Genomic DNA, 12580 nt, shown 5'->3' with positions numbered 1-12580 from the left:
CCAGGTCAAGGGATAGATGATCTTGTCTTCCGCGGACTTGGTCTGGTGTCCCGGCCGTTGTTGGGTATATAGATGATTCATCTAGCTATAAATCTGGCTTTGGGGCCAACGGGCCCGTGGGAGTGACCTCGATGACCGAGAATCCGACCCCGGTGATCCTCACCGAACTCAACCCCGACGGGGTCATGCTCCTCACCCTCAACCGTCCCGAGCGGCACAACGCCTGGACGCTGGAGATGGAGCTGCTCTACAACGAGCTGTTCGACCGGGCGGAGGCGGATCCGCGGGTACGGGCCGTGGTGCTCACCGGCGCCGGGCGCAGCTTCTGCCCGGGGATGGACATGAGCGTGCTGGACGGGGCGTCGTCGGGCGCCCGCCCTTGGCCCACCGGGCAGCTGCCGCCGCGCACCCGTCCCATGACCTTCCCGAAGCCCGTGGTGGCGGCCGTCAACGGTGCCTGTGCGGGCATCGGGTTCAATCAGGCGCTGATGTGCGACGTCCGGTTCGCGGTGCCCCACGCCAAGTTCGCGGCCGCCTTCAGCGCACGCGGGCTGGTGGCCGAGGACGGCGTGTCGTGGATCCTGCCCCGGCTGGTCGGCCACGGCAACGCCGCCGACCTGCTGCTGTCCTCGCGCCGCGTCACCGGGACGGAGGCCCTGTCGATGGGTCTCATCAACCGCCTGGCCGAACCGGAGGAACTGCTCCCGGCGGCGCTGGCGTACGCGACCGAACTGGCGCGCACGGCCAGCCCGTACGCGATGTCGCTGATCAAGCGGCAGCTCGCCGACGACCAGGCGAGGACCTTCACCGAGAGCAGCGACAGCGCGGCCGCGCTCCTGGCCGTGGCCAAGCGCGCCCCGGACTACAGGGAGGGCGTGCTCAGCTTCATCGAGCGCCGACGGCCGGAGTTCGCGGGACTCGGGGAGACGGCGCCGGAGTCGGCGCAGACCGCGTCATGAGCCGCGCCGAGCTGCCGCTGCACCGCCGCACGATCACCGTCACGGCCCACGAGGAGGAGGGCGGGGGCGAGATCTCCGTCGAGGCGGAACTGCGCGACGAGCGCCCCTGGGAGGCGCCGCCGGGCGGGGTCCTCCACCGGATGACGCTGACCGTGCGGGTCCGCCTCGACGACATGGTGATCACGGCGGCCGGCGCGGACATGCGGGCCTTCCCGCACGCGGAGTGCCCGCTGATCGCGCCGGTCTTCGACGGCCTGGTCGGGCTCGGTGTCGCCGCCGGATACAACCGGGCGATCCAGGAGCGCTTCCGTGGTGTCTCCGGCTGCACGCACCTGTACGAGCTGACCCGTGCCCTCGGCCCCGCGGTCGTGCAGGCGGCGATCTCGGCGGGCGCGCTGCGCCGCGCCGCCGACGGCGCACCGGTCCACAACCCGCGCGCTACGGCGGGCATTCTGAACAGCTGCCACATCTGGGCACCGAACGGCGTGGGCCTCCGAAAACTCGACGCAGGCTGGCACCCGGGCACAGGCCCCCGCCCAGTCCCGGAGATCGGCACTTTCGAGCCCCCCGGCGGCCCCTGACCGCCCCGGCGGCCCAGGGTGGTCGGGGCTCCGGCCTCGCCGGCTCCTAGCCGGCGCTCGCGCGCGGCTCGCGGGGGAGGCCCAGGACCTTTTCCGCGAGGATGTTTCGCTGGACCTGGGACGTGCCCGCGTAGATCGTGCCCGAGCGGGCGATCAGGTACGTCGTCGACCAGGACGCCGAGGAGTTCGCGGCGCCGGGGTCGTCGGCGCGGTAGGTGCGCAGGGGCGGTCGGCCGACCGGCACCTGGCCGTGCAGGCCCATGATGTCCATCGCCAGATCGGTGACCTCGGTGTGGTACTCGCTCCAGTACAGCTTGGCGATCGACGACTCGGGCCCCGGCTCGGCGCCCTTGAGCCAGCCGGTGAGGATCCGGTACCCGAGGCAGCGCATGATCTCGACCTTGGACCAGCACCAGGCGATCCGCTGCCGGATGACGGGATCCTGGTCCTTGCCGTACTGGCGGGCCAGTTCCACGAGGCGTTCCACCTCCGCCCGGAACAGGATGGGGTTGGTCGCCGCCTCCTCCCCGCGCTCGACGCCCAGCAGGCTCTGCGCGACCGTCCAGCCGTTGTCGACGCCTCCGACGACGAGATCCGCGCGGGTGCGGGCGCCGTCGAAGAAGACCTCATTGAAGTGCAGCTGCCCGCTCATCATGCGGAACGGCCGTACCTCGACACCGGGTTGGTCCAACGGCACAAGAAGGAACGAGATCCCGCGGTGCTTGGACGCGTCCCGGTTCGTACGGGCCAGGACGAAGATCCAGTCACTGTGATGGGCGCCGGATGTCCACACCTTCTGTCCGTCGAGCACCCATTGCGCACCGTCCAGTACGGCGCGCGTCTTCAGGGAGGCCAGGTCCGAGCCCGCGTCCGGCTCCGAGTACCCCTGGCACCAGGTGTCCTCGCCGCTGAGGATCCGCGGGAGGAAACGGCTCTTCTGCTCCTCCGTGCCCCAGCGCAGCAGCGTGTTCGCCAGCATCTTCACCCCGAAGGTGTCCTGCGGCAGCCCGAACGGCACCCCGGCCAGCGCGAGCTCCTCCATCAGGACGACCTGATGCAGCTTGGACAGGCCGCGCCCGCCGTACCGCTCGGGCCAGGTGAGGGAGAGGTAGCCGCGCTCGACGAGCCGGCGGCGCCAGTCCCGGGCGAAGGCCCAGGCCGCGTCCTCGTCCAGCGCGCCGATGCCCTTCCAGTCCGGCGGCAGCGTCTCGGCGAGGAACTCCCCGACCTCGGCACGGAACATCTCGGTCTCCGGGGGATAGCTGATGTCCACCTGGGATCTCTCCTCCTCGGCCCTGCCCGCACAGCTCATCGCTGTATTGATTGTTTCAGCATAATAGGTTATCTATTTAACGGGAATAGCGTCGAGTCAGAGGCAGGTAGGCGGGCTGACATGGGACTGCTGGACGGCCGCAACGCGGTGATCACCGGCGGCGCACAGGGCATCGGCTTCGAGATCGCCGCCGTCCTCGGCGCCGCGGGCGCGCACATCGTCCTCGGCGACATCGACGAGCACGCCGCGGCCGCGGCCGCCGAACGCCTGGCCCAGCACGGCGTGCCCGCCACCTCGCTGCGCTGCGACGTCACCGACGAGAACGAGGTGGCCGCCCTCGTGGCCCACTGCACCGACACCCTCGGACCGGTCGGCGTCATGGTCAACAACGCCGGGATCACCCGGGACGCGACCCTGCGCAAGATGCCCCTCGCCGACTTCCGCGCCGTGATCGACGTCCACCTCACCGGCGCCTGGAACGGCACCCGGTACGCCGCCGAGGCGATGCGCGCGCACGGACAGGGCGGCAGCATCGTCAACATCTCCTCCATCGCCGGCAAGGTCGGCAACTTCGGCCAGACGAACTACAGCGCCGCCAAGGCAGGACTCGTCGGCCTCACCAAGGCCGCCGCCAAGGAACTCGCGAAGGCGGGCGTCCGCGTCAACGCCGTACAGCCCGGCCTCATCCGTACCGCCATGACCGAGGCGATGCCCCGGGCGGCCTGGGACGCCAAGCTCGCCGAGATCCCGCTGGGCCGCGCCGGCGAACCCGCCGAGGTCGCCCAGGCCGTCCTCTTCCTCGCCTCCGACATGGCGAGCTACATCACCGGAGCCGTGGTCGAGGTGACCGGCGGCCGGTACATGTGACCTCCGCTTCCGCGCCGAGACGAAAGGCCTGCCCGATGCCCGCCCCCCTCCGTGACGCCGTGATCTGCGAACCCCTGCGTACTCCCGTCGGCGGCTACGGCGGCGCCCTGCGCGACGTGACGGCGGCCGAACTCGCCGCCACGGTCGTGCGCGCCGTGCTGGAACGCACCGGCATACCGCCCGCCGCCGTGGACGACGTCCTGCTCGGCCAGTGCTATCCCAACGGCGAAGCGCCCGCCATCGGCCGCGTCGCCGCCCTGGACGCCGGTCTGCCCGTCGAGGTGCCGGGACTCCAGGTGGACCGCCGCTGCGGCTCCGGACTCCAGGCGATCATCACCGCCGCGATGCAGGTGCAGACCGGCGCGAGCGACCTCGTCCTGGCCGGCGGCGTCGAGTCCATGAGCCAGGCCGAGTTCTACACCACCGACGTCCGCTTCGGCGTACGCGGTGCGAGCACCACGCTGCACGACCGGCTGGCCCGCGGGCGGGTCACGTCGGGCGGCGTCAACCACCCGGTGCCGGGAGGGATGCTGGAGACCGCCGAGAACCTGCGGCGCGCGTACGGCATCCCGCGCGAGGAGCAGGACCGACTCGCCCTGCGCTCCCACGAGAAGGCCGTCGCGGCGCAGCGGGAGGGCCGCTTCGCCGACGAGATCGTCCCCGTCGCCGTACGCGTCCGGAGAGGCGAGACGGTCGTCGACGCCGACGAACACCCGCGCCCCGACTCGTCGTTGGAGAGGCTCGCGGGGCTCCGGCCCGTACTCGGCCGCCAGGACCCCGAGGCCACGGTGACCGCCGGGAACGCCAGCGGCCAGAACGACGGCGCGGCGATCTGCGTCGTCACCCACCCCGAACGTGCCGCCGAGCTCGGTCTGCGCCCGCTGGGCCGCCTGCTCTCCTGGGCCGTCGTCGGCGTGCCGCCGGAGACGATGGGCATCGGGCCGGTGCCCGCCACGGCCAGGGCCCTGGAGCGGGCCGGGCTGAAGCTCGCCGACATCGACCTGATCGAACTCAACGAGGCCTTCGCCGCCCAGGTGCTGGCCTGCACCCGCGAATGGGCCCTGACCGAGACCGACTTCGAGCGGTTCAACGTCAACGGCTCCGGCATCTCGCTGGGCCACCCCGTCGGCGCCACCGGCGGCCGCATCCTCGCCACCCTGCTGCGCGAACTCGACCGCCGCCAGGCCCGCTACGGCCTGGAGACCATGTGCCTCGGCGGCGGACAGGGCCTGGCCGCGGTCTTCGAACGGCCCACGCACGCAACCCACGCCACTGGAGGACGCTGATATGGCCGGACTGATCGCATACGGCGCCCATGTGCCGTACCACCGCCTTGCCCGCGCCGATGTCGCGGCGACGCTCGGGACACCGGCGGGCCGCGGCACCCGCGCGGTCGCCGGCTACGACGAGGACACCACGTCCATGGCCGTCGAGGCGGCCCGCACCGCCCTGGCCCGCGACGGCCTGCGTGCCCGCATCGGCCAGCTCTTCCTGGCGACCGCGGCGCCCGCCTACCTGGACAAGACGAACGCGACCGCGGTCCACGCCGCGCTCCGCCTCGACGAGCATGTGCTCGCCGCCGACATGGCCGGCTCCGTACGCTCCGGTCTCGGCGCGCTGGTTACCGCCGCCCGCTCGCCGATACCCACCCTGACCGTCCTGTCCGACCTGCGCACCGGTCTGCCCGGCGGCAGCGACGAGATCGCGGGCGGTGACGGCGCGGCGGCCTTCGTCTTCGGCGGGCACCGCAACGGAGCCCCCGTCATCGCCGAACTCCTCGCCCACGACACGGTCAGCGACGAGATCCTCGAACGCTGGCGGCTGCCCGGCGCCCCCGCCTCCCGGGTCTGGGAGGAACGCTTCGCCGAGGAGATCTATGTCTCCCTCGCGGACAAGGCGCTCACCGCCGCCCTCGAGCAGGCGGGGCTGGACCGCGGGGCGATCGACCACCTCGTCGTCTCCGGCCTGCACGCACGCGCGTGCGCGAGGGTACGGCGGGCGGCGGGCACGCGTCCCGAGGCGGTGACCCCGGACCTCGCCACGGCGATCGGCAACGCCGGCACCGCCCAGCCAGGGCTGCTCCTCGCCGAGGTCCTCGACCGCGCCGCACCCGGCGAGATCATCGCGCTCGTCGTGCTCGGCGACGGCGCTGGAGTCCTCCTGCTGCGCACCACCGACGCGCTGCCCGCGCGCCGCAGTGTCCGCCCGGTCGCCGCGCAGATCGCCGCGGGCAGCGCCCCGATGGCGTATGCCACGTACCTGTCCTGGCGCGGCCTCCTCGACCGCGAACCGCCCCGCCGGCCGGACCCCGAGCCGCCCTATGCCCCACCCGCCCACCGCCGCACCGCCTGGAAGTACGGCTTCGTCGCCTCCCGCTGCGAGAAGTGCGGCACCCGGCAGCTACCGCCGGACCGGGTGTGTGTCTCCTGCCGCAGCGTGGATGCCATGACCGACGAGCCGATGGAGCGGGTGCGCGGCACGGTCGCCACGTTCACCGTCGACCGGCTGGCCCACACTCCGAGTCCCCCGATGCTCGTCGTGGTGGTCGACTACGACGGCGGCGGCCGGTTCCGCTGCCAGCTCACCGACGCGACCGAGGCCGACGCGGTCATCGGCGCCCGGGTCGAGATGACGTTCCGGCGCACGGTGACCGCCGCCGGGATCCACAACTACTTCTGGAAAGCCCGGCCGGTGCGCACCGGCGGCGAGACCGAGGAGACACACGGATGAGCTCGCACGGAATCCGGGACCGGGTCGCGATCGTCGGCATGGGCTGCACGCCCTTCGGCGAGCACTGGACCCGGTCGGCCGACGATCTGCTGGTGGACGCCGTGGGCGAGGCGGTGACCTCGGCCGGCGTCACCCTCGACGACATCGACGCGTTCTGGTTCGGCACGCAGGCGTCCGGCGTGTCCGGCCTGACCCTGAGCCGGGCGCTGCGCCTGCCCCACAAGCCGGTCACCCGCGTGGAGAACATGTGCGCGACCGGCTCCGAGGCCCTGCGCAACGCCTGTTACGCCGTCGCGTCCGGGGCGTACGACGTGGCCATGGCCGTCGGCGTGGAGAAGCTCAAGGACTCCGGGATGTCCGGGCTGTCGGGCACGGCCATCCCCGGCGCGGGCGACGACAGCCGCGGCGAGATCACCGCCCCGGCCAACTTCTCTCTCCTCGCCCCGGCCTACGCGGCCAAGTACGGGCTCTCCGGCGAGGAGATGAAGGACGTCATCACCCGCATCGCCTGGAAGAACCACGTCAACGGGGCCCGCAACCCGCGTGCGCAGTTCCGCAAGGAGGTGCCGTCGGAGCGCATCCGGTCGGCCCCGATCATCGCCGGCATGCTCGGCGTGTTCGACTGCTCGGGGGTCTCCGACGGCTCGGCCGCCGCGATCGTCGTACGCGCCGAGGACGCCTACCGGTACACCGACAAGCCGATCTTCGTGAAGGCGCTGTCCTTCGTCGCCGGCCCGGCGGACGGGCTCCTCGACCCCGAGTACGACTTCACCACCTTTCCCGAGGTCGTGGCCTCCGCCGAGGAGGCCTACCGGCAGGCGGGCGTCACCGACCCGCGCGCCGAGCTCGCGCTCGCCGAGGTCCACGACTGCTTCACGCCCACGGAGCTGGTGCTGATGGAGGACCTCGGCTTCTCCGAGCGCGGCCAGGCCTGGAAGGACGTCACCAGTGGGAGGTTCGACCTGGACGGCTCGCTGCCGGTCAACCCGGACGGCGGACTGAAGGCCTTCGGCCACCCCATCGGCGCCTCGGGCCTGCGCATGATGTTCGAGGCGTGGCTGCAGCTGCGGGGCGAGGCGCCGCCCGAGCGGACGGTGTCCTCCCTGGCCGAGGGGCGGTCGCTCGCCCTGACCCACAACCTCGGCGGCGGCCCCGGCGAATGCGTGTCGTTCGTGTCCGTTGTCGGCAGTCAACTGTCGTCCTGAGAAAGGCGGTTCGGCCAATGGGACGCCTCCAGGACAAGATCGCGATCGTCACCGGGGCCGCCTCCGGCATCGGCGCGGCGACCGCACGCCGCGTGGCGGCGGAGGGAGCGCACACGGTCGTCGCCGACCTGAACGCCGACGGCGCCGACGCGGTCACGGAGGAGATCCGCGCCGCCGGAGGCTCCGCCACGGCGCTCACCGTCGACCTGGGTGACGTCGACAGCGTACGCGCCATGGTGGCCGCCGCGGTCGAGTCCTACGGCGGCCTCGACGTGCTGCACAACAACGCGGCGGCCACCCACCTGGCCGCCCGGCAGGACCGCGCCGTGGTCGACGCCGACCCGGCGGTGTGGGACGACACGATGCGGATCAACCTGCGCGGGACCATGGTCGCCATCCAGGCCGCCGTCCCGCACCTGATCGCCCGCGGCGGCGGCTCGATCATCAACACCTCGTCCGGTTCCGGGCTTGCGGGCGACCTGCGCAATCCCGCGTACGGCGCCTCCAAGGCGGCCCTCATCAACCTCACGCAGTACGTCGCCACCCAGTACGGCAAACAGGGCGTGCGCTGCAACGCCGTCGCGCCCGGGTTCATCGTCACGCCGGCGAGCTCCGGCTCGGCGCACGGGGCGATCCGGGAGGCGATGCTGCGCCATCACCTCACGCCACGCCTGGGACGCCCGGAGGACGTCGCCGCGGCCGTCGTCTTCCTCGCCTCCGACGAGTCGGCCTTCATCACCGGGCACACCCTGCGCGTGGACGGCGGGCTGCTCTCCCACGCCCCCTATGTCGCGGAGCTGCGGGACGCCTGAACAACAGGACGGCTCGCAGGCGCTTCCGGTCAGGGAGGCGCCCTGCGAGCCGTCCGAGCCGTTTCAGGACAGTGTCTCCGGCTCCAGGTCGCCCAGGTACGCCGCCCTGACGGCAGGATCACGGCGTACCTCCACGGGCGTGCCGGCGCAGATCCGGCGCCCGAAGTCCAGCACCACGACCTGGTCGCAGACGCTCATGACCATGTCGACGTCGTGCTCGACGAGAAGCACCCCCATGCCCCAGCCGTCGGCCAAACGCCGTACCAGATGGGCCAGTTCCCGCGTCTCGTCGTCCGACAGGCCCGCGGCCGGTTCGTCGAGGAGCAGCACGGACGGGGAGGCCGCCACCGCACGGGCGATGGCCAGCAGCCGTCGCTCCCCGTAGGACAGATCGCCCACCGGCCGATCCAGACCGTCCTGGAGACCGAAATCCCGCACGGCTACGAGCACATGGGAGGGCAGCGGGCGGCTGCCGGGACGGACCAGATCCGTGAGCCATGCCCACCGGCCGGGCCGGTCGCAGGCCGCGTACAGGTTGTCCCGCACGGTCATGTCCTCGAACAGCTCCAGTGACTGGAAGGACCGGCTGAGGCCGGCCGCGGCCCGCCGGTGCACCGGCATGCGGGTCACCTCCCGGTCGCCGAGGCGCACACCCCCGGACGCGGCCCGGGTGAAACCGGTGACGGCGTCGATGGCGGAGGTCTTGCCGGCGCCGTTGGGTCCGATGAGACCCACGACCCGGCCCGGCTCGACGTCCAGCGAGAGTCCGTCGACGGCGACGACACCGCCGTAGCGGACGGTCAGGTCCCGCACCTGGAGAGGGAGCGGCGCGGCGCGCGGCACGACCGCCTCTTCTGCCGTAGGCGCCGCAGCCGTGACCGTGTCGTGCTGCCGGAACAGCCGGTGCCGGACGGTCTCCGCCTGCCGGCCGACCTCCTTGCCGATGCCGTCCTGGTTGCCCACCAGCGTCAGCACCAGGACGATCCCGCCGATCAGCGGCATCCACTCGCTCAGCCCGGGCAGCACCAGGTCCCCGAACCGGGCGCCCACCGTGCCCGCGGCGAAGGTCGCGCCGAACAGCGGGCCGACGAGGAAGCCGACACCGCCGATGACCGCGAGCCCGAGCGCGGTGATGGAGTCGAAGGAGGCGAAGTCGGAGAAGACCACCGAGGTGGACCGGAAGCCGGTGAGCACTCCGGCGAGCGCGGCGATGGCGGCGGAGAGGCCGAAGGCGTAGAGCTTGGCCGCGCGGACGTCGATGCCGAGGGCGGCGGCGGCCCGTTCGTTCGCCCGTACGGCGACGAGCCGGCGGCCGGTGCGGCTGCGCCGTACGTTGGCGACGACGAGGGCGGCGGCCACGAACAGCGCGAGCACCAGGGCGGCGTACCGCTGGGGATGGTCGACGCCGGAGATGCTGATCCCGAAGAGTGTCTGGTGGCCCACCGCGATGCCGTCGCTGCCCGGTGTCGTCGACAGGCCGGTGTTCTGGAAGATCATCGCCTCCAGGGTGGTGCCGAGCCCGAGGGTGATGATCGCGAGGTTGACGCCGCGGGTGCGGACCGCCGGGAGCGCGAACAGCATGCCGATCGGCACCGTGCCCAACACACCGGCCAGCAGGGCCAGTTCGAACGGCCAGCCCCAGTCGGCCGATGCGTGCCCCGCGATGAAGGCGCCCGTCCCGGCGAGGGCGTAGGCCGCCAGGGAGACCTGCCCGGCGTACCCGGTGACCACGACGAGCGACAGGGTGATCAGCGACAGCACCAGCGTGTTGGTGATGGCGTCGGCCCACAGCGGCGTCGACACGCTCACCAGCCCCAGCCCGACCACGACGGCCGCAGTCAGAGGCACGGGGCGCACCCTGCCGGTGCCCAGGGCCGGCAGCCGGTCCAGGAACGTGCCGCGCAGCGGCAGCGCCCGGCCCCGGGCGACCAGCGCCAGGGCGATGAAGAGGAAGGGCACCGACGAGGCGAGGCCGGTGACGTCGGAGCCGAAGCGGGTCAGCTCGGACTGCACGATCCCGATGACCAGACCGCCCGCCAGCGTGACGGGGAACGAGGAGAACCTGCCGACCAGGGCGGCGGCCAGCGCGCTCAGCAGGAGGGTGGTCAGTCCGCTCACCGACAGACCGATGACCGGCACGATCAGGATGCCCGTCAGTCCCGCGAGCGCCGAGCCGAGCGCCCAGTTGCCGGTGGCGACCAGGTCGGGGGACCAGCCGAGCGAGGCGGCGACGCCCTCGTTCTCCGCGACCGCGGTGGTGCCCAGACCGAACAGGGTGCGTTTGTAGAGGAGATGGAGGACCGCGGTCACGGCGACCGCGATGCCGAGCAGCCACACACGGTCCTCGGAGACGGTCGCCCCGGCGATCGTCAGCAGCCGGGTGGGCAGTTTGCCCGGCACCAGCTGCAGGTCGTCACCGTAGCGTTTGAGGGCGATCGCGGTGAGCACGATGAACACCGCCAGAGTGCCGACCAGCCGGGCGAGGGTGGACGCGCGGCGCAGCGGGCGCAGCACCAGCAGGTGCGTGAGGACGCCCAGCACCGCGGAGGCGAGGACCCCGCACGCGGTGGCGGGCCAGTAGGGGACATCGTGGTGGGCGGCCAGCTCCCACTGCACGTAGGCGCCCGCCATCCCGATCGCGCCGTGCGCGAGGTTCAGGACCCCGGAGCCCCGGTAGACCAGCACGATGCCGTGCGCGGTGAGTGCGTAAAGGGCTCCGAGTCCCAGGCCGAGCAGTGCGAAACGCAGAACGTCGTCCATCTGTGGCACCTCCAGACAGACAGACTAATTATTTAAATAATTGTGTCCAGAGTACTTCACTAACGAATGTCTCGCCTCCATGCTGTTCGGCATCTCGACGTCGCCCATCGGGCGAGAGCCCCCGCGGAGGAACCATGAACGACTCACGCCGACGCAGAACCACCGCAGCGAGCTGTCTCGCGGTGACCGGAGCCCTGCTCGCCGCCGGCTGCGGGGGAGAGGCGTCCGGCAGCTCCGCGGAGACCTCCGCCCTGAAGGGCACGCCGGTCAAGGTGATGGTCTGGAACCCGGAGGACACCCAGGGCAGCGCCCAGCCCGGCGTCCGGCTCACCGCCCAGGCCTACGAGAAGTGGATCAACGCCAACGGAGGCATCAAGGGCGGCCCGCTGAAGGTGCTCACCTGCAACGAGAAGAACGACCCCGACGAGGCCGAGAAGTGCGCCCAGCAGGCGGTCGCCGAGAAGGTCGTCGCGGTGGTGGGCTCGTACAGCCTCGCCGGCGACCGCTACATGCCCATCCTGCAGAAGGCCGGCATCCCCTACATCGGCGGCACCGGCGTCTCGGCGGCGGAGTTCTCCAACCCCCTGTCGTTCCCCGTCAACGGCGGAACTCCCGCGGTGTTCGCGGCCCACGGGCGGCAGCTGGTGGAGGACGGCTGCAAGAAGATCTCCGGCGTACGCTACGACCTCGCGGCCGCCGCCATCGTCTCGCAGTTCCTCACCCTCGGCGCCACCTCCGCCGGAGGCACGGCGCCCAAGGACCTCAAGGTGCCGGTCACCGCCACCGACCTCGCCCCGCAGGTCGCCGCCGCCACCAAGGGCAGCGACTGCGTGAGCGTCATCCTGGGCACGCACTCGGACCTGTTCGTGAAGGCGTACGTACAGTCCGGCGCGAAGACCAGGCTCGGCAGCGTCGTCGGCAACCTCACCCCCGAACTGGCCGAGACCACCGGGGGCAGCGGCAGCCCGCTGGAGGGCGCGGCGATCACCGGCTACTACCCGCCGACCTCCGACGCCGTCTGGAAGGACTTCGTAGCTGCCGCCAAGGGCACCGACATCGACACGAGCAACGGCGCGAACGAGACGACCTGGGTGGCCTTCAAGGTCCTCACCCAGGCGGCCGGGAAGCTGACGACGATCTCCTCCAAGGCCCTGGTGCAGGAACTGAACAGCACCTCCGGCATCGACACCGGCGGTCTCACCCCGCCCCTGACCTGGAAGGCGTCGACCGCCCTGCCGATCAAGGGACTCGACCGCATCCACAACACCACCGCCACCGAACTGACCATCCGCGACGGCAAGATCGAGTGGGCGAAGCAGGGCTCGACCTTCGTCGACGTCCGCAAGGTACTGACGGCCATGTCGGCAGGCTGACCGTCCGACGCACCGGAGCC

10 protein-coding genes are annotated in these 12580 nt (G+C 71.8%); 8 read left to right on the top strand and 2 right to left on the bottom strand.

Going from position 1 to position 12580, the window contains the following annotated elements; genetic code table 11:
• The first annotated feature begins 131 nt into the window (after positions 1-131).
• Positions 132-959 carry an enoyl-CoA hydratase-related protein gene (locus B5557_RS05295; protein WP_079658019.1) on the top strand — a complete coding sequence of 276 codons (828 nt, stop codon included), beginning with the start codon at positions 132-134 and terminating at the stop codon, positions 957-959.
• Positions 956-1540 carry a DUF2889 domain-containing protein gene (locus tag B5557_RS05290; RefSeq protein WP_079658018.1) on the top strand — a complete coding sequence of 195 codons (585 nt, stop codon included), beginning with the start codon at positions 956-958 and terminating at the stop codon, positions 1538-1540. Before B5557_RS05295 ends, B5557_RS05290 begins: the two co-directional genes overlap by 4 nt.
• 46 nt (positions 1541-1586) lie before the next feature.
• Here the strand turns inward: B5557_RS05290 and B5557_RS05285 are convergent, their stop codons facing one another.
• Positions 1587-2813 carry an acyl-CoA dehydrogenase family protein gene (locus tag B5557_RS05285; RefSeq protein ID WP_079658017.1) on the bottom strand — a complete coding sequence of 409 codons (1227 nt, stop codon included), beginning with the start codon at positions 2811-2813 and terminating at the stop codon, positions 1587-1589.
• A gap of 120 nt (positions 2814-2933) precedes the next feature.
• Between B5557_RS05285 and fabG the strand changes: the two genes are divergently transcribed.
• Genes fabG through B5557_RS05260 form a run of 5 tightly spaced genes read left to right on the top strand, consistent with a single transcriptional unit; the run spans position 2934 to position 8427 of the window.
• Positions 2934-3680: a 3-oxoacyl-ACP reductase FabG gene (fabG, locus tag B5557_RS05280; protein WP_079658016.1), complete on the top strand. Its 747-nt coding sequence runs from the start codon at positions 2934-2936 to the stop codon at positions 3678-3680.
• A 35-nt stretch (positions 3681-3715) separates the two neighbouring features.
• Positions 3716-4966, top strand: a complete 1251-nt coding sequence (locus tag B5557_RS05275) for an acetyl-CoA C-acetyltransferase (protein WP_079658015.1) — start codon at positions 3716-3718, stop codon at positions 4964-4966.
• A gap of 1 nt (position 4967) precedes the next feature.
• Entirely contained in the window at positions 4968-6410 is a 1443-nt protein-coding gene (locus B5557_RS05270; protein ID WP_079658014.1) for an OB-fold domain-containing protein, read from the top strand.
• Complete coding sequence (locus tag B5557_RS05265; protein ID WP_079658013.1) at positions 6407-7615, top strand: acetyl-CoA acetyltransferase; 1209 nt, start codon at positions 6407-6409, stop codon at positions 7613-7615. The genes B5557_RS05270 and B5557_RS05265 overlap by 4 nt, the downstream gene beginning before the upstream one ends.
• 17 nt (positions 7616-7632) lie before the next feature.
• The gene (locus tag B5557_RS05260; protein WP_079658012.1) at positions 7633-8427 is read left to right on the top strand and encodes an SDR family NAD(P)-dependent oxidoreductase; all 795 of its coding nucleotides are present in this window, start codon (positions 7633-7635) and stop codon (positions 8425-8427) included.
• Between the two features lie 63 nt (positions 8428-8490).
• On the opposite strand, the gene B5557_RS05255 is transcribed toward B5557_RS05260, so the two are convergent.
• Positions 8491-11187 (bottom strand): ABC transporter permease subunit, encoded by a 2697-nt coding sequence (locus B5557_RS05255; protein WP_079658011.1) that lies wholly within the window; start codon positions 11185-11187, stop codon positions 8491-8493.
• A gap of 134 nt (positions 11188-11321) precedes the next feature.
• Between B5557_RS05255 and B5557_RS05250 the strand changes: the two genes are divergently transcribed.
• The gene (locus B5557_RS05250) at positions 11322-12560 is read left to right on the top strand and encodes an ABC transporter substrate-binding protein (protein WP_079658010.1); all 1239 of its coding nucleotides are present in this window, start codon (positions 11322-11324) and stop codon (positions 12558-12560) included.
• Positions 12561-12580 lie beyond the last annotated feature (20 nt).

The sequence above is a fragment of the Streptomyces sp. 3214.6 genome, from assembly GCF_900129855.1.
Taxonomy (GTDB): Bacteria; Actinomycetota; Actinomycetes; order Streptomycetales; family Streptomycetaceae; genus Streptomyces; species Streptomyces soliscabiei.
The sequence above is the reverse complement of the archived record's forward strand: the minus strand, read 5'-3'. Positions and strand labels throughout refer to the sequence as shown.